The 17,527-nt window shown below is 67.2% G+C and carries 12 protein-coding genes and 1 pseudogene; 7 read left to right on the top strand and 6 right to left on the bottom strand.

The genetic code is table 11. The features are described from left to right. Window positions 1-11: 11 nt before the first annotated feature. Window positions 12-665 (top strand): hypothetical protein, encoded by a 654-nt coding sequence (locus AADZ55_RS01590; protein WP_085324031.1) that lies wholly within the window; start codon window positions 12-14, stop codon window positions 663-665. Continuing rightward, the gene (locus AADZ55_RS01595; protein WP_085324030.1) at window positions 662-1,351 is read left to right on the top strand and encodes a hypothetical protein; all 690 of its coding nucleotides are present in this window, start codon (window positions 662-664) and stop codon (window positions 1,349-1,351) included. Before AADZ55_RS01590 ends, AADZ55_RS01595 begins: the two co-directional genes overlap by 4 nt. Here AADZ55_RS01595 and AADZ55_RS01600 read toward each other — a convergent pair. Together AADZ55_RS01600 and AADZ55_RS01605 are read right to left on the bottom strand one after the other, a co-directional pair. Next, window positions 1,348-1,851, bottom strand: a complete 504-nt coding sequence (locus AADZ55_RS01600) for a transcriptional regulator (RefSeq protein ID WP_085324029.1) — start codon at window positions 1,849-1,851, stop codon at window positions 1,348-1,350. The genes AADZ55_RS01595 and AADZ55_RS01600 overlap by 4 nt on opposite strands. Next, window positions 1,848-4,799 (bottom strand): MMPL family transporter, encoded by a 2,952-nt coding sequence (locus AADZ55_RS01605; protein WP_085324028.1) that lies wholly within the window; start codon window positions 4,797-4,799, stop codon window positions 1,848-1,850. Before AADZ55_RS01605 ends, AADZ55_RS01600 begins: the two co-directional genes overlap by 4 nt. Window positions 4,800-5,118: 319 nt before the next feature. Between AADZ55_RS01605 and AADZ55_RS01610 the strand changes: the two are divergent. Continuing rightward, window positions 5,119-5,520: pseudogene (locus AADZ55_RS01610) on the top strand (hemophore); the annotation flags it as partial. Window positions 5,521-5,629: 109 nt separating this feature from the next. Here the strand turns inward: AADZ55_RS01610 and AADZ55_RS01615 are convergent. Further along, window positions 5,630-6,904, bottom strand: coding sequence for a lysylphosphatidylglycerol synthase transmembrane domain-containing protein (locus AADZ55_RS01615; RefSeq protein WP_085324026.1), 1,275 nt, complete (start codon window positions 6,902-6,904; stop codon window positions 5,630-5,632). 181 nt (window positions 6,905-7,085) lie between these two features. Here AADZ55_RS01615 and AADZ55_RS01620 point away from each other — a divergent pair, with 181 nt between their 5' ends. Continuing rightward, window positions 7,086-8,270 (top strand): AI-2E family transporter, encoded by a 1,185-nt coding sequence (locus tag AADZ55_RS01620; protein WP_085324025.1) that lies wholly within the window; start codon window positions 7,086-7,088, stop codon window positions 8,268-8,270. 7 nt (window positions 8,271-8,277) lie between these two features. Here the strand turns inward: AADZ55_RS01620 and AADZ55_RS01625 are convergent, their stop codons facing one another. The 3 genes from AADZ55_RS01625 to trmB form a co-directional block, all read right to left on the bottom strand. Then, window positions 8,278-11,175 (bottom strand): MMPL family transporter, encoded by a 2,898-nt coding sequence (locus AADZ55_RS01625; protein ID WP_085324024.1) that lies wholly within the window; start codon window positions 11,173-11,175, stop codon window positions 8,278-8,280. Between the two features lie 67 nt (window positions 11,176-11,242). Further along, window positions 11,243-11,953 (bottom strand): NYN domain-containing protein, encoded by a 711-nt coding sequence (locus tag AADZ55_RS01630; protein WP_341286253.1) that lies wholly within the window; start codon window positions 11,951-11,953, stop codon window positions 11,243-11,245. Further along, window positions 11,950-12,753: a tRNA (guanosine(46)-N7)-methyltransferase TrmB gene (gene trmB, locus AADZ55_RS01635; protein ID WP_085324022.1), complete on the bottom strand. Its 804-nt coding sequence runs from the start codon at window positions 12,751-12,753 to the stop codon at window positions 11,950-11,952. Before trmB ends, AADZ55_RS01630 begins: the two co-directional genes overlap by 4 nt. A 150-nt stretch (window positions 12,754-12,903) precedes the next feature. Between trmB and AADZ55_RS01640 the strand changes: the two genes are divergently transcribed. The 3 genes from AADZ55_RS01640 to AADZ55_RS01650 all read left to right on the top strand — a co-directional run bounded on the left by AADZ55_RS01640 (window position 12,904) and on the right by AADZ55_RS01650 (window position 17,522). Then, entirely contained in the window at window positions 12,904-14,007 is a 1,104-nt protein-coding gene (locus AADZ55_RS01640) for a hypothetical protein (protein ID WP_085324021.1), read from the top strand. Next, window positions 14,004-15,500: a hypothetical protein gene (locus AADZ55_RS01645; RefSeq protein ID WP_085324176.1), complete on the top strand. Its 1,497-nt coding sequence runs from the start codon at window positions 14,004-14,006 to the stop codon at window positions 15,498-15,500. Before AADZ55_RS01640 ends, AADZ55_RS01645 begins: the two co-directional genes overlap by 4 nt. A gap of 192 nt (window positions 15,501-15,692) precedes the next feature. Beyond that, window positions 15,693-17,522 (top strand): phosphoenolpyruvate carboxykinase (GTP), encoded by a 1,830-nt coding sequence (locus AADZ55_RS01650; RefSeq protein WP_085324020.1) that lies wholly within the window; start codon window positions 15,693-15,695, stop codon window positions 17,520-17,522. Window positions 17,523-17,527 lie beyond the last annotated feature (5 nt).

Genomic DNA, 17,527 nt, shown 5'->3' on the forward strand with positions numbered 1-17,527 from the left:
ACGATCGGGCCATGCCTGACGGGGAGCAGACCGATACAGCGGCCCGACAAGATTCCGATGACGACTCGCCTCCCGACGCTGCAGAGGCCGACACCGCGGAACCCTCGGACGGTCCGATGTTCTCCAGCTACGGCATCGCCTCGTCAATTCTTGGCGTGCTGTCGGTTGCCGCGGTCGTGCTGGGCGCGCTGATCTGGTCGGCACACCGCGACGACGTCGGCGAACGTATCTACCTGACCCGGGTCATGCAGGCCGCCGCGGAGTGGACGGACGTGCTGATCAACATGAATGCCGGCAACCTCGATGCCAGCCTGCAGCGGCTGCACGACCGGACGGTCGGCGAACTCAACACCGATTTCGACGCGGCCGTGCAGCCCTACCGGCAGGTGGTGGAGAAGTTGCAGACGCGCAGCACCGGCCGGGTCGAAGCGGTTGCGATCGACACGGTGCACCGCGACCCCGATGCCCAGCCCGGTGTCAACCGGCCCGTAGTGCCAACGAAATTGCCACCGTTCGCCACCCGTACCGACTCGGTGATGTTGGTCGCGACCTCGGTCAGCGAGAACGTCGGCGCCAAGCCACAGACCGTGCACTGGAACTTGCGGCTCAATGTCTCCGACGTGGACGGCAAGCTGATGATCTCGGGGCTGGAGTCGATCCGATGAGAAATGCTTGGCGGCTTGTGGCTTTCGACCTCGCGGCACCGTTGGCCGCGATCGCCGCGCTGCTGGCTATCGGAGTCACGCTGGTCTGGCCCCTGTGGTGGGTATCGGCGTGTTCGGCGTTGGTGCTGCTGATCGTCGAAGGTATGGTGATCAACTTCTGGCTGTTGCGCCGTGATTCGGTGACCGTGGGTACCGACGATGACGCACCCGGCCTGCGGTTGGCCGTTGTCTTTCTATGCGCTGCCGCCCTGTCGGCTGCGGTGCTGACCGGGTACACGCACTACACGACACCGGACCGCGACTTCGACCGGGATTCTCGAGCCGTGGTGCAGGTTGCCACCGGAATGGCAGAGGCAGTGGCGTCGTTCTCCCCGAGCGCTCCGACGGCTTCCGTCGACCGGGCCGCGGCGATGATGGTGCCCGAACACGCGGATGCGTTCAAGGAGCAATACGCCAAGTCCAGCGCCGACCTGGCCCATCGCAATGTCACGGCGCAGGCCGTTACGTTGGCGGCCGGCGTGGAGGCCCTCGGGCCGTCGGCGGCGAGCGTCGCGGTGATCGTGCGGGTTACCCAGAGCGTTCCCGGCGAGCCACCCAGCAAAGCGGCGCCCTCGCTGCGGGTGACCCTGACCAAGCGCGACAGTGACTGGCGGGTGCTCGACGTAACGCCGATCAACGCCCGCTAGGAGTCGGCCGCGCGTTCCGACTTCACCTTGACGAACCGGTCCGACAGTCGCCGCATCCGGATCATCAGCGAGGCTGACGGGCTGAGGCTGCCGTCGAGGTATTCAGCGAGCTCCTCGGCCGATACGCCGATGCGGGAGGCGAATTCCGGTTGCTCCAGTCCGGAGCGGTCCAAGAGTAGCCCAACATGCCGGGCCACCTCGGCACGCTCATTGGCCTCCAGGTGAGCCCGAGCCCGGTCCAGCACCTCCGACAGCGCCTTGGCGATGCCATGCGGCGGTGTGCCCTCGAGGACTTCCTCGACTTGGCGGGCGGTCCGCCCGTAGGGATCGCGCTTGAGCGCGGCAGCGATCCGTTTCCAGATGGCGATATCGCCACCGTCCAGCGCGGAACGGATCGCGGCGGTAGACCAGAACTCCACCCGCTGGTCGACGTCCGACCCGCTGCCCTCCACGATGGGTGGTTCTGGCGGCGCGGGGCGTCGCTCAGCTGCCAACGTCACCTCGCCTCCTCGAGCATTGCTACGGCCACCGACAAGCAGCGCCGCCTGACCTCCTCCCATTCTGCCTGGGCAGCCGGCTCGGACAACTGATCATTGAGGTCAGACGGTTGCGGATCTGCCAGGCGACGAACCAACTGGGTGGCCATCCATTGCCGGCCGGGTGGTTGACAACAGTAATACTTATCCATTCCGGCCAGCACCACGGCGGCGGTTTCGGGCTCCATCGTTTCGACCATGTCAGCAATGTCGGCGTAGTCGTGGCTGCTGTTACGGGACATGATCAGATAGCCCTTGAAGCGCAGCGTTTCCGCGCCGGTTGGGATCCGCAACCGGTCGCCGGTGGGCAATTGGACGTTGGTCGTCTCCACCGGGCAACGCCGCTCGTAGCTGGGTCCGCCTGGTTGAGTCGGCGAGCCCCCGCGCTCCGAAGCGGTTGTCTGTAGCGCGTCGAGGGCCACCGCGAGCCGAGTACGCCACACGGTGACGGGGTGCACCGGACGCTCGCCCCACGACCGCGCCCGGGTGATGCGATTGCGGTAGGCCAGGCCGACGACCCTACGGGCAGCCGACTGAGTATCGGTGCCGGTCTGCTCCTCGCTGTGTTGCACCTGTCCGCGTCTCGTGCCATTGCACCCGGTGAAGGCGAGCGGATCGGTGACACAAATGGCGTCGGGCGCCAGCCGCTGGAGCTTGACCGCCGACTTGAGCACCATCCGCATGTCCGCGTTGGGCGGGATCGCCGCGGCGAAGTCGTCGGGAATCACCACGACGTCACCGAGGTCGACTTCGGGCAGCGGCCTGTCGAAGTCGACCGACGGCAGGATACCGGCCAGCCATCGGGGCAGCCACCAGTTCCACTGATGGAACATCGCCATCAGCGCGGGCACCAGGACCAGCCGCACGATGGTGGCGTCCACGGCGATCGCGACGGCGCACGCCACGCCGATCTCGGCCACCAACGGCATGCCGGCGAAGGCGAATCCGCAGAACACCGCGATCATGATCAGAGCAGCGCTGGTGATCGTGCGCGCGCTGGTGCTGACGCCGTACGCGACCGCGTCGCGGGTCTGGCCCGTCTGTAGGAAGCGCTCCCGGATTCGGGTGAGCAGGAAGATTTCGTAGTCCATCGACAACCCGAACGTCATCGCCAGGACCAGCGGGGGAACGGTGCTGTCGATTGACTGCAGCGGTGGGAAACCCAGACCTTCCGCCCAGCCCCACTGGAAGACCATCACCAGGCTGCCGTAGGCGGCGGCCACCGACAGCAGCGTCATCAGGACGCCCTTGAGCGCGAGGAACACCGAGCGGATCGAAATCAACAGCATCAGAAACGCGATCAGTGCCACGAAGACCAGTACCAGAGGCTGGGTCGCGGACACCCGGTCGTCGAAGTCCTTGATCAGCGCGGTCGGGCCGCCGACGTCCACCTGTGCGGCACCGGCAACCCTGGGTAGCTGGGCCCGCATCCAGGTGACGGTGTTGCGGGCGCCCATGTCCTCGGGATCGACCGATAGCACCGCACTGAGCAGAGCGCTGCCGTTGTCGTTGGCGAATCGGGGCGGGGTCACCGAAACGATATTGGGCGCCTGGGCCATCTGTTGCCGGATCGCGGCGATCGTCTCGCTGTGCTCGGGTCCGGACGCGTCGCCACCGCCAAACCTGACCAGCACCTGAACCGGACCCAGCGCGCCGGGCCCCAAGGCTTGGCCCGCGGCCGCCACCCCGGTCCGGATCTCGTGCGACGAGTCGAACTGGCGTAGCAAGCTGTTTCCCAGCACCATCGATAGTGCCGGTGCCGCCATGGCAAGTAGGACGCTCGACGCGGCGAGCGCGGTGATCCACGGTCGGCGCATCACCCACCCGACCCATCGGGTCCAGAACCGAGATTGGGTGCTCTCCGGCCGCCGCGACCAATGCAGCAGCGCCGAGCGCTTGGCCGCCGCCCTGGCGAATGTTGCCAACACCGCCGGTGTCAACGTGGCCGACGTCAGCATCGCGACGGCGACCGCGAGAATCGCCCCGGTGGCCATCGACCTGAGTGCCGGGGTGTTGATCAAGTAGATCCCGGTCAGCGACGCGATGACCGTCAGCCCGGACAGCACCACCGCCAGCCCCGAGGTGGCCATCGCGGCATCGACGGCGTCTCGCGGCTGACGGCCGGAACGCAGTTCCTCGCGGAAGCGCATCAGGATGAACAGCGAGTAGTCGACGGCGAGCGCGATGCCGAACATGGACACCGTCGAGGTCACGAACACCGACATGGTGGTGTGCATCGACAAGACGTAAACCAGGCCCATGGTGATGATGAGGGTGCAGATGGCGAGCGTCAGCGGGATCGCCGCGGCGGCCAGTGAACCGAACACCGCGAGCAGGACGATCAGGATGATCGGCAGATTCCAGCGTTCGGCGTTGGCGATGTCGTGTTTGGTGTTGGCCGCCGCGGCGGCACTGAGTGCGCCCTGCCCGATGACATAGAGCCGCACCTTGCCGTTGGCCGTTTGTCCGGACCGATCGCCTTTGACGCCTAGTCGGTCGCGCAGCTTCTTGGCGACGTCGCTGGTGCCCGGGTTGCGGGCGTCCAGCCGCAGCGACACCACATACGGCCGGTCGGGTTGTGGCGGCCGTTGGGTGGGGTTGGGCGCCTCGGTCACGCCGGGCAGCTCGCTGGCAATTCCGCGCAGAAACGCGACGGCTTCGTCGATGTCCTGGTACGTGGCATCCGGGCGGGGCGCCGCCACCAGTGCCAGTGCGGGGGCTCCCTGGTCGGGGTAGTGCGCGACGAGTTCATCGTGGACCAGCAATGATTGTGATCCGGGCACTTCGAAACCGCCGCCGGTGAGATTCCCCGATTGCGTCGTCGCCAGGTAGATTGCCGGCACCAACGCCAGCAACCAACCCGTGAATACCAGCCAGCGGAACCTGCGCAGGTTGCGGCTCAGGCGCATCATGAACTGCTGGATTTCGGACTCCCCGTGTTCTCGCGCAGTGCGTGCCCGCGAGCCTACCGCAGCGTGCGCGCAGCTAGGTCGAGTTATTGCATGCTGAGCTGCGGCTTATCGAGCCCAATGCCGATTCTGCCAAGGCGCTACGAAGACCCTGTGAATGCCTCGGCGGCGCGGGATCTCGGTCACTTTAGTTGGCGGCGCCGAGGGCGGAGATGGCAGGATGACGGATGGCCGCCGGGGGGACTCCGCGAGCACATGCGGCCGCTCGGTCTGAGCACAACCGGTTGCCAGGCAGGCGTTCGCCGATCGTAAGGAGTCATCCATGAAGACACTCACCGCGACGACACGCCGTAGGCTTTTCGCCGCATTGATCGCCGTCGCCGTACCGGGGGCTGCCGTTGCGCTGCTGGCCGAGCCCGCAGCGACCGGCGCGTCGGACCCGTGTGCGGCCAGTGAAGTGGCCAGGACGGTCGGCTCGGTGGCCAAGTCGACGGGCGACTACCTGGACTCACACCCAGAGACCAACCACGCGATTACGGCGGTCTTGCAGCAGCCGGGGGGCACTCAGTCATTCGTGTCGCTGAAGGCATATTTGGAGGCGAACCCGAAGGTCGCAGGTGATCTGCAATCGCTTTCGCAGCCGCTGACCAACCTTTCGACGCAGTGCACGCTGCCGATCAGCGTTCCGCAGGCGATCGGGCTGATGCAGGCGGCGCAGGGCGCGGGTGGACTCCCGAATCCGCCGGCCGGCATCCCGCCGGCGGGCATCCCGCCGGTAGGTACCGGAGGGCTTCCGGGTCCGGCGCGGGTGAGCCACGTCGGGTAACTCAGAGCTACCGGCCCGGTCTGTCGTCGCGTTCCGGTTCCAGATCGGGGCGTGGCGCCGGGCCTGGCGCGGCGGCATCGATGGGGTCGGCTTCGGTCGGGTCGGCGTAGGGTCCACCCTGCGCTGGTAGAACCGGCAGATTTGGATCGGTTGGCGGGTCGTCGTTGTCGTCTGAATCGGCGGCGCGCTCGGTGCGGAACATGAAGAAGAACACCACCCAGCCGATTGCGGCGATGAGCAGCCAGCTGATCAGCCGGTAGATCAACATCGCCGAGATGGCACTCGGCAGGGTCATGCCGCTGGATACCAGGCCGGGTACCAGCACCGCCTCCACAACCAACAGGCCGCCCGGCATCAGCGGTATGGTGCCGACCGCGCGGGCAGCGGCGTAGGCGACCGTCAACCCGCCCACCGAGGCGTGGTCGCCGGCGGCGTAAGCGGCGAAACCGAGGCAGGCGACGTCGGCGATCCAGTTGAACAACGACCAGCCGAACGCCACGCCAAGATCGCGCCGGCCCAGGCTGACCGACTCCAGCTGCATGAGTATCTGGCGCCACTTCGCCAAGCCGGTATCGGCGGGCCTGCCGCGAACCGAATTGACCCACGACAAGACCCTGCTGCCGATCCCCTCGATCAGCTCCGGCCGCGACGCCACCGCCTGGGCCAGCAGCAGCAACGCGACGAAGCCGCCCAGGGTGAACAGCAATGAGAACGGGTTGTTCTTGGCGCCCAGGAAGAATGCGCCGCCCAACCCGAGCAGCGCCAGACCCACCGCCTGCAGCACACCCGACATGACCAGCTGCCACGACGCCACCACCGTCGAGGCGCCCCAGATGCGTTGCTGACGGAGCAAGAACGTGGCCGACAACACCGGCCCGCCCGGCAGCGTGGTACTCAGCGAGTTGGCGGCATAGAAGGCGGCCTCCGACCGCCACTGCTTGACGTGCACCCCGGCGGACTTCAGCAGGGTTCGCTGGATCTGGGCGAAGCTGTGCATCGACGCTCCCGCCGCCAGCACCGCAGCGAGCAACCACCACCACTTGGCCTGATACAAGCTCATCCAGGCCTTGGCGAGCTGGTCCCAGCCCAACGCCACCTCGATCGCAAGCACGATCGCGACGATGCCCAGCACCAGCCACCGCAACCACCAGTACTTGCCGCGCGCAGCGTCTGTCCCGCGAGCGGGTGGGGGCACGCCCCCGGCGGCAGCTGCGCCCACCCGCGGGCGGGGGAGTGCACCCACGCGCTGGCGTAGGCTGCGGGCGGCGGCGTCATACGACACGTGCCATAGCGTAACCGTGCAGGTGGCGATGCAATCGCCGCATGTGGCCGACTGTGCTGGGGTCGTTCTGGTGTCGTGACCAGATCGTGGCGGCCAGGAAGCAACCAGGAAGCAACGGGGACGGCTCGATGCGACTGCGTCGCGACCGTGACACGCCGGCACTCCCGGCTACGCTTGCCGGATGGCAGCGAGCCTGGACGACGCCTCGGTCGCACCGCTGGTCCGCAAGACGGCGGCCTGGGCGTGGCGCTTGTTGGTCATCCTGGCCGCGGTGGTCGCGCTGCTGTGGATCATCAACAAGTTTGAGGTCATCGTCGTTCCGGTGTTTCTGGCGTTGATGTTGAGCGCGTTGTTGGTGCCGCCGGTAGATTGGCTGGACTCCCGGGGAATGCCGCGCGCTGTCGCGGTGACGCTGGTCTTGTTGAGCGGTTTCGCGATTCTCGGCGGCATCCTGACGTTCGTGGTAAGCCAATTCATCGCGGGCTTGCCTCATCTGGCCAAGGAGGTCGAGCGCAGCATCGACTCGGCGCGCAGGTGGCTGATCGAAGGTCCGGCGCATCTGCGCGGCGAACAGATCGACAACGCGGGCAACGCCGCGATCGAGGCGCTGCGCAACAACCAGGCGAAGCTGACCAGTGGCGCATTGTCGACCGCCGCCACCATCACCGAGCTGGTTACCGCCGCGGTGTTGGTGCTGTTCACGCTCATCTTTTTTCTGTACGGCGGCCGGAACATCTGGCAGTACGTCGCGATGATCTTCCCGGCCAGCGTCCGCGACCGGGTGCTCAACGCGGGGCGCGCCGGCTACGGGTCGCTGATCGGGTACGTGCGGGCCACCTTCCTGGTGGCATTGACCGATGCGGCCGGGGTCGGCGCCGGCCTGGCGATCATGGGTGTGCCGCTGGCGCTACCGCTGGCCTCGCTGGTGTTTTTCGGTGCCTTCATCCCGTTGATCGGTGCCCTGGTCGCCGGCTTTCTGGCCGTGGTGGTGGCCCTGCTCGCCAAGGGGTTCGTCTACGCGCTGATCACCGTCGGTTTGCTAGTCGCGGTGAATCAACTCGAGGCGCATTTGCTGCAGCCGCTGGTGATGGGTCGGGCGGTGTCCATTCACCCACTGGCGGTGGTGCTGGCCATTTCCACCGGCGGTGTGCTGGCTGGGATCATCGGCGCCCTGCTGGCTGTGCCGGCCGTCGCCTTCTGCAACAACGCGGTGCAGGTGCTGCTGGCCCGGGATCCGTCCGCCGAAGCGGATCAGCGGGCCGACCCGGCAGAGGATGCCGGAGCCGTCATGCCCGCCAGACCGGACCGCCTCGAAGACGGCCCAGCCGACGACACCGACGGCACCGACGGCTCGGCGAAGGTCTAGCGGAGCCCTAGAAGCGGCCCTCGCGGCGGAGCAGATCCTGGGCGGACAGGCCGCCACCCCCGCGGCGGCGCTGACGCGTCTGGTCGGCGCCGTTGTCGCTCTTGCCGCGGGCATTCAGCTGCTCGGTGGCCGCCTCGGAGTCGTTGTCGTCCGACCGCATGACCGGCAGTGCCGCGGTGGGTTCGGCCGGATCGCCCGTGGGCTCCGGCGAGCGGTTCGCTGGAAGCGGCATGGCCCGGGTCTGACCGGCGGACGGGGCCGGCGGCGGGGTGGGTGCCGGCGGCGGTGCCGACGGTATCGGTGACGGAGGCCGGGTTGGAGCGGACGAGGGCGCGGGGCTGGGGCCGCGGCCCTGCGCGGCTGCGCCGGCAGGCGCCGAGAGGCGGGTCGTCGGCGGCTCCGGCGACGGCCTGGTCTGCATCCGGGTAGTGCTCGCCCCGGAGGGCGCGGCGGGCGCTTCCTGAGCAGGCTTTGGCTCCAGCCGGCCGGCCGGACCCGAACGGGCCGGCCGCGGCGAGTCCGCCACACCCGGGTGGGTGGGATCCTGCGGTGGGCGCGGGGTCGCCGCAACCAACCCGGCGGTGACCTGAGGCCGTGCCGAACGCCCGTCGCCGACCGGCCGCTTGCGCTCGTCGGGCAGGCGAATCTCGCCCAGCCCGATGCGGGTCTGTAGGCGCCGCATCCAGCGCGGCGCCCACCAGCAGTCGTCGCCGAGCAATTTCATCACCGACGGCACCAGGAACATCCGGACCACGGTCGCGTCCAGCAGCAGGGCAGCCATCAGACCGAACGCCAGGTACTTCATCATTACCAGGTCGGAGAACACAAACGAACCGGCGACCACGGCAAGGACCAAGGCGGCCGCGGTGATCAGGCGGCCGGTGGTTGCCGTGCCGATCCGGATGGCTTCCTGGGTGGACATGCCGTTTTCGCGCGCCTCGACCATTCGCGAGACCAGGAACACTTCGTAGTCGGTGGCCAGGCCATAGCCGACCGCGACCACCAGCGCGATGACCGGTGCGGTCAGCGGGGTCGCCGTGAAATTCAGCAACCCAGAGCCGTGTCCGTCGACGAATATCCACGTCAGGATGCCCATGGTCGATCCGAGCGTCAGTGCGCTCATCACCGCCGCCTTGATCGGCAGCACCACCGAACCGAAGGCCAAGAACATCAACAGCGTGGTGGTGGTGAGCAGGATGACCAGCATCGCCGGCATGTTGTCGAAGAGGCTGTGGATCGAATCCTGTTCCAGGGCGGGAGTGCCGCCGACCCAGACCTCGATGCCCTTGGGTGGGGTGATCGCGCGTAGCTCCGCGAGCTTCTTCGACGCGTCACCCGGATTGATCAACCCGTTCTGTAGGACGCGGACGGATGAATCTTTGGACGCGCCTACCGCGTAGGCGCGCTCCTGCCACATATCGGCGGGGTTGTTGTCCGGCTCGATAAACCCACTGATCGCCATCGCCTTGCTGCGGATGTCGGCAATCTGTTGGTCGGTGACCGGTTGGTGGTTGGTGGTCTGGATCACCAGCGTCAGCGGATTGGTGCGATACCCGGGGAAGAGTTGGTCGAAATGCTCCTGCGACAGCCGCACGGAGTTGTTCGGCGGTAGATACTTCTCGCTCATGCCGCCGAGCGACAGGTTGAACAACGGTATGACCAGGAGGATCATGCCGACGACGATCGGGATTGCGAACACCAGCGGCCGCTTCATAACCCAGTTGGTGAGCTTGCCCCAGAAGCCGGCCTCGACCTCTTCGCGGGTCTTGGTCTTCTGCAACCGGTCCGCCAGCCAGTTCAGGTAGGCCCGCGACACCGTCCAGTTCCGCAGGAAGGGCACCCGGAACAGAGTCCGGACACCCAGCGCATCGACATGGCGGCCGAGAATGGCGAGGCAGGCGGGAAGCAGGGTGATCGACAACAGGGCGGCCAAGCCGACCGCGGCGAGCAGGGCGTAGGTGAGCGACTTCACGAAGCCCTGCGGCAACATCAGTAGACTCGCCCCGGAGGCCATGATCAGCACCGCCGAGAAGGCCACCGTGCGCCCCGCCGTCATCACGGTGCGCCGCACCGCGGTCTCGGTGTCGTAGCCTTCGGCGATCTCTTCGCGGAACCGGCTCACCACGAAAAGTCCGTAGTCCACCGCGATACCCAGACCGATCAGCGAGACGACGGGTTGGGCGAAGAAGTGCACCGGCCCGAACACCGCGACCAACCGCAGGATGCCCAGCGAGCCCGCGATGCTCAGGCCGCCCACCATCACCGGCAAGCAGGCCGCGATCACGCCACCGAACACCAGGAACAGCACCACGGCCACCATCGGCAGCGCCAGCACCTCCATGCGTCGCTGGTCGGTGGCGATGGTGCCGGTCAACGCCTCGGCCACCGGTTGCAGCCCGGCGAGTTGCACCGTGCCGCCGTCGAGCTTTTGCAGATCCGGCGCGATGGCCTTGTAGTTGTTGAGGATGGTGTCGTCGTCGTCGCCCTTGAGCGGGATGGAAACAAAGGTGTACTTCTTGTCAGCGGTCGCCATGCCTTGCACGACGCTGCTTGTCGTGTCGGGGGCGCGCAGAAAGCCGGCCCAGCCGAGCACCTCTTTGGAGTGATCCTGCTGGAACTGGTTGAGTTCGTCGACGATCTTCTTCGACCACGCCGGGTCGTTGACGGTCTTGCCCTCCGGGGCATGGAAGATCGCGACGATGTGACCGCTTCGGTCCCGGCCGTAGACCTTGTCGCCCAGCGCCGAGGCCTTCACCGACTCACTGCCGTCGTCGTAGAAGCCGCTCTGCGTGACGTGGGAGCCCAGACTCAGCCCGAAAACGCCGCCGCCGAGGCACAGAGCCACCATGACCCCGATTACGATGAACCGGTAGCGGTACACAGTTCGACCCCACCAGGCGAACACGTAAGCTCCTTACTGGATCGTTAGCGACCCGCGCATTTGATTTTCGGTTTTCGCCATACGTCGGTTGTCACACGCGCGAGGTCAACAGCGAGGACAGCGGCCGGAACGGCTGCAGCCAAGCTCCCTGCTCGGGTAGCGAATCAAGGCCGATTCGCGGTAGCGGTTCCCGGAAAACCCCAGCGATGTCCTCCAGGTCGACGAACTCCAAGGTATCCGACGCTAGCGCCCAACTGGCGTGTTCACGAAATCCGAGCACTTGAACTGCGGTTCCGCTGCGGGCCACCTCCTCCAACGGCTGGCGGAACGCCTGACCGTCGGCCGAAGCCACCACCAGCGCCGCGAGCCCTTCGCGGTAGCGCTGGTCGATGTGCGCCAGCATGTCGCGGTCGACGTCACTGTCCTCGTCTATTTTCGGTTTGGCGAAGACCGCAAATCCGACATTGCGCAACGCGTCCACCCACGGCCGGACCACTTCGGCACCGCCGGGCGCGATGTTGGTGAAGACGGTGGCCTCGGGTTCGATCGAGACGCCTGGAACCCCGGCCGCGATCTCTGCGGTTCGGGCGAGCAGCCAACGGCCCAGCGCGTCGAATCGCGGGCGTTCCAGTGCCGTCGGCCGCCGGCCCAGGATGGCGCCCAAACCCATGTCGAGGTTGGGGGCGTCCCACACCAGCAGCACCCGTGCCGCCGGCCCAGCGAGGCCGGTCAGGCCATCCTGCGATACGTCCTCGGCCAGAACCGATGGCCGGGCGAAGGGTTGCGACGTTTGTGTGGTCACTGGCGCTTTTTCCAGAACAGATCGGTGACGACGCTGCCCGCATGCTGGGCTTTCGTCTCGTACTTGGTGGTGGGACGGACGACCGAAATCGGCAGCTGTTCGGTCTGGGGATCGACGCGAATCAGCCGGGGTTCGGCGTCACCGACAGCGGCGATGTGCTCGGCGTAGCCGGGATGATCGGTGGCGGCGTGCAGGACACCGCCGAGAACTAGCCGGTCTGCGATCAGGGCGACGGTGGCCGGCTGCAGGAACCGCCGCTTGTGGTGGCGTGTCTTCGGCCACGGATCGGGAAAGAAGACTCGCACCCCGCACAACGAGTCGGGGGCGATCAGGCTTTCCAGCACGTCGACGGCATTGCCGCGGATCAGCCGGATATTGATCCGGTCGGAGTCCACCTTGTCGATGGCGCAGAGCAGCTGCGCCAACCCCCGGCGATAGACCTCCACGGCGATCACGTCGATATGGGGCTCGGACAGCGCCATCGCCAACGTCGACGAGCCGCTACCGGAGCCGATCTCAAGCACCACCGGCGCGTCGCGACCAAACCAGGCGCGGGTATCCAGCGGCTTCCCGCGCGGCGATTCGGCTGGCGCCTGTATGCCAAGCTCGGGCCAGCGGCGCTCCCAGGTCTGGCGTTGGGCTTTGGAGAGAGCCGAGCGCCGCGATCGGACGGTCGTGCTGGGCAGATGGCCTTTGGCGCCGGCCTCGCGCCCTTGGTCGAGTTCTTGGCCCGGGCCCACCGGCGTGTCGGGACGCAGCCCCACCCCGGGTTGCGCATGCATTGGTCCATGGTGGACCATCAGCGCCCGGCGTAGCCGCCCCTGGTCCAGATTGATACCCAACAGTTGCCTTCGGCTGGTAACGGATACGCCTGGCTCGCGTCTCGGCGACGCAGCTGCCACCATTCAGATCGGACCGAGCTGGGATGGGCGGGACCGATCGGGCGGGAGATGAGGGGACAGGGACACCAGATTTTCGTTGACGAGCTGGCGCGATTCGCTGCCCGCTCCGCTGACCAGCGGGTGGCGGCGATCGCCGAGCGGGCTGCCGAACCGCTGCGCGTGGCGGTCGGTGGGCGTGGCGGGGTGGGTCGCAGCACGGTGGCGCGCGCTCTGCAGGGCACCGGGAGCTGGTCGGGCATCGCGTTGCCACCGCCGGCATGCGCCGCCGACCCCGACGTGGTCGTGTATGTCACCGTCGAGGTGGTCAAACCCGAGGACTGCGCAGCCATCGCCGCCGCGCGGCGCCCGGTGGTGGCGGTGCTGAACAAGGCCGATCTGGCCGGCCCGCTCTCGGGTCGGGGTCCGATCGCAACGGCGCAGACCCGTTGCGGGCAGTTTTCCAAGCGTGTCGGGGTACCCATGGAGCCCATGATCGGGTTGCTCGCCGTCGCGGCGCTCGACGACCTGGACGACACGTTGTGGGCCGCGCTGCGGGTGCTGGCCGCCCACTCCGATGGTGCTGACTGCATCGACGGATCCGTTGCCGGCTTTCTGGGGGGACACCTGCCGGTCCCTACCGAGGTACGGCTGCGGTTGCTGGACACTCTCGACGTGTTCGGCATCGCACTCGGCATCGCCGCGTTCCGGCAAGGCCGGCCCACGCGAACCCCTGCGCAGGTCCGGGCCCTGCTACGCCGGGTCAGCGGCGTCGACACCGTCGTTGCCAGGGTCACTGCCGCCGGCGCCGAGGCGCGCTACCGGCGGCTGCTCGAGGCGGTAGCGGAGCTGGAGGTGCTGGCCGTCTGCGCGCAGGAGATCAGCGGGCAGATCGGTGAGTTCTTGTGCCGCGACGACACAGTGCTCGCCCGGATGGCGGCCGCGATCGACATGGCCGCGGCTGCCGGGCGCGACGTCGGCCCGTTGGACGATCCGGCCGCCCACCTGCCCCGGGCGGTGCGGTGGCACCGTCATGGCTTGGCGAACAACCTGGGCGGGCTCGGACCCGGGAGCGACGTACACCGCGCGTGCGCAGCGGATATCACCCGAGGATCGCTTCGGCTGTGGTCGCGGGCCGGCGGGGCGCCGATGCATGGATACCCGGAGGCACGGTGACCGCCGCCGGCGATGACCCGGCCGCCCGGGTGGATGCGCTGGTGGCAGCGATCGGGCCCAGGCTGGGGGCGCCGGCAATCAGCCGCCGCGAGGTGGTCCTGGTGACCGGTCCGTGGTTGGCCGGGGTGAGCAGTGTGCTTGCGGCGCTGGCGCCTCGGCTGCCGCAACACACGTTCGCCGAGTCGGCAGACCTGGGACCCGGTGATGCGCCCATGGCGGTGGTGTTCGTGGTTTCCGCGGCTGCCGGACTGACCGAATCCGACTGCGCGTTGCTCGACGCCGCGGCCGAGCACACCGATGCGGTGGTCGCGGTGTTATCCAAGATCGACGCACACCGCGGCTGGCGCGACGTGCTGAGCGGTAACCGCGACAGGCTGGCCGCGCATGCGCCGCGCTACGGCACGGTGCCCTGGGTTGGGGTGGCCGCCGCACCCGAGCTGGGCGAGGCGCAGCTGGACGACCTGGTCGCAACCATCCGGGGACGACTTGCGGATCCGGATATTCCGCAGCGAAACAGGTTGCGGGCGTGGGAATCCCGGCTTCAGATGGTCGCACGGCGGTTCGATCGCGACGCCGAGAGCGCCGGTCGGCGGGCACGGGTCGACGCCTTGCGCGAGCAACGCAGCGCGGCCCTGCGGCAGCGGCGTCAATCGAAGTCCGAACAAACCATCGCGCTGCGCGGTCAGATACAGCAGGCGCGGGTCGAGTTGTCCCATTTCGCCCGCGACCGGTGTTCGTCGGTACGCAGCGAGCTGCAAGGGGAGGTCGCGGGCTTGTCCCGGCGCGGCATGGCCGGGTTTGAGGCATCCACCCGCGGCCGGGTCCAGCAGGTAGTCGCCGAGGTGAGCGAAGCCGCCGGCGCTGATCTGGCGAACGTCACGCAGGTGATGGGTGTGCCGGTGCGGTTACCGGCCCCCGAGCATCTTCCGACGGTTCTCCCGACCGTCGACATCTCGGCTCCGCCGCTGCGATCACGGCCTCTGGAGACCCGGCTGATCCTGCTCCTGGGCGCCGGGTTCGGGCTGGGTATCGCGCTGACCCTGAGCAGGCTGGTGGCCGGTCTGGCGCCCGGACTGACCGCGGCCGGAATCGTCGCGTGTGTGGCGATCGGCCTGGCGGTGACCGTCTGGGTGGTGAAGACCCGCGCGCTGCTGCACGACCGCGCCGTCCTGGATCGCTGGGCGGGTGAGGTCACGGCGTCGCTGCGGTCGGTGCTGGAACAGCTGGTCGCCAGTCAGGTGCTGGCTACCGAGACGTTGCTGAGCACCGCGATGAGTGCACGCGACGAGGCCGAGAACGCTCGGGTGGCCGATCAGGTCAGCGTCATCGACGCCGAATTGCGCGAGCACGCCATCGCCGCGGCGCGGGCCGCGGCACTGCGTGACCGGGAGATGCCGACCGTGCGGGCCGCACTCGACGCGGTGCGTGCAGAACTGGGTGAATCGGGTATACCCGACTCTGACGGGATCCCGGGGAGAACACCAGGGCAGTAGGGCCGTGCTGAACCTTCTGAATCGTTGTTGTGAGGAGGCTTATACCCTCCTAAGCCTTCCGCGACAAGTGATAGGCGATAACCTGTATAAACAAGCGCCACTTGTGTGAACGCTGTACGGGCGTACCCACCAAGCGGGCATATTTGACCGATACGTAGCCACAAGTACCCGATAACTACGCAGGAGAATTCGATGACCTCAGCGACCATCCCCGGTCTGGACACCGCGCCGACAAATCACCAGGGGCTGCTGTCATGGGTAGAGGAGGTCGCCGAGCTCACCCAACCTGACCGGGTGGTCTTCACCGACGGCTCCGAAGAAGAGTTCCAGCGGCTGTCCACGCGGCTGGTCGAGGCCGGCACGTTCATCCGGCTCAACCCCGAGAAGCACCAGAACTCCTACCTCGCAATGTCGGACCCGTCCGATGTCGCGCGGGTGGAGTCCAGGACATTTATCTGTTCGGAGAAGGAGATCGACGCCGGCCCCACCAACAACTGGATGGACCCAGGCGAAATGCGTTCCGTCATGACCGACCTGTACCGCGGCTGCATGCGTGGTCGCACCATGTACGTGGTGCCGTTCTGCATGGGTCCGCTCGGAGCCGACCAACCCAAGCTGGGGGTGGAGATCACCGACTCCGAATACGTCGTCGTCTCGATGCGCACCATGACTCGCATGGGCAAGGCGGCGTTGCAGAAGATCGGCGACGACGGCTTCTTCGTCAAGGCGCTGCACTCCGTCGGAGCGCCGCTTCAGCCGGGCCAAAACGACGTGGCTTGGCCGTGTAACGAGACCAAGTACATCACCCACTTCCCGGAGACCCGGGAGATTTGGAGCTACGGCTCCGGCTACGGCGGCAACGCGCTGCTGGGCAAGAAGTGTTACTCACTTCGTATCGCGTCTGCGATGGCCCACGACGAGGGCTGGCTGGCCGAGCACATGCTGATCCTCAAGCTGATCTCGCCGGAGAACAAGGCGTACTACTTCGCGGCGGCATTCCCGTCGGCGTGCGGCAAGACCAACCTGGCGATGTTGGCGCCCACCATTGCAGGTTGGCGCGCCGAAACGCTCGGTGACGACATCGCGTGGATGCGGTTCGGCGAGGACGGCCGGCTGTACGCGGTCAACCCGGAATTCGGTTTCTTCGGGGTGGCGCCGGGCACCAACTGGAACTCCAACCCCAACGCGATGCGCACGATTGCCGCGGGTAACACGGTTTTCACCAATGTCGCACTTACCGACGACGGCGACGTGTGGTGGGAAGGCCTGGAAGGCGAGCCGCAGCACCTCACTGACTGGAAAGGCAACGACTGGTACGCCGGCAAGACGGAAACCAAAGCGGCGCACCCCAACTCGCGGTACTGCACGCCGATGTCGCAATGCCCGATCCTGGCTCCCGAGTGGGATGACCCTGCGGGCGTGCCGATTTCGGGCATTTTGTTCGGTGGCCGTCGCAAGAGCACGGTTCCGTTGATCACCCAGGCGCGGGACTGGCAGCACGGGGTCTTCATCGGTGCCACCCTGGGCAGCGAGCAGACCGCCGCGGCTGAGGGCAAGGTCGGCACGGTGCGGCGCGACCCGATGGCGATGTTGCCGTTCCTCGGTTACAACGTCGGTGACTACTTCCAGCACTGGATCAACCTGGGCAAGAACGCCGACGAGTCCAAGCTGCCAAAGGTATTTTTCGTCAACTGGTTCCGCCGTGGCGAGGACGGTCGTTTCCTGTGGCCCGGTTTTGGTGAGAACAGCCGGGTGCTGAAGTGGATCGTCGATCGCATCGAGCAGCAGGCCGGCGGCCGGACCACCCCGATCGGCACCGTTCCCGCCGTCGAGGACCTGGACCTGGACGGTCTCGACGCCGAGCGCGACGACGTGGCCGCGGCGCTCGCGGTCAGCACCGAGGAATGGCGTCAGGAACTTCCGTTGATTGAGGAGTGGCTGGAGTTCGTCGGCGAGAAGCTGCCGACCGGCATCAAGGACGAGTTCGACGCTTTGAAGCATCGCTTGGATGAGGCGGGCTAGCCACA

This window comes from Mycobacterium decipiens, from assembly GCF_963853665.1.
Lineage (GTDB): Bacteria > Actinomycetota > Actinomycetes > Mycobacteriales > Mycobacteriaceae > Mycobacterium > Mycobacterium decipiens.

What these genes read in the sequence shown, in the direction of transcription:
- AADZ55_RS01590 (WP_085324031.1), top strand. Translation starts at nt 12, where the DNA reads ATGCCTGACGGGGAGCAGACCGATACAGCGGCCCGACAAGATTCCGAT.
- AADZ55_RS01595 (WP_085324030.1), top strand. Translation starts at nt 662, where the DNA reads ATGAGAAATGCTTGGCGGCTTGTGGCTTTCGACCTCGCGGCACCGTTG.
- AADZ55_RS01605 (WP_085324028.1), bottom strand. Translation starts at nt 4,799, where the DNA reads ATGATGCGCCTGAGCCGCAACCTGCGCAGGTTCCGCTGGCTGGTATTC.
- AADZ55_RS01620 (WP_085324025.1), top strand. Translation starts at nt 7,086, where the DNA reads ATGGCAGCGAGCCTGGACGACGCCTCGGTCGCACCGCTGGTCCGCAAG.
- trmB (WP_085324022.1), bottom strand. Translation starts at nt 12,753, where the DNA reads ATGGTCCACCATGGACCAATGCATGCGCAACCCGGGGTGGGGCTGCGT.
- AADZ55_RS01640 (WP_085324021.1), top strand. Translation starts at nt 12,904, where the DNA reads ATGAGGGGACAGGGACACCAGATTTTCGTTGACGAGCTGGCGCGATTC.
- AADZ55_RS01650 (WP_085324020.1), top strand. Translation starts at nt 15,693, where the DNA reads ATGACCTCAGCGACCATCCCCGGTCTGGACACCGCGCCGACAAATCAC.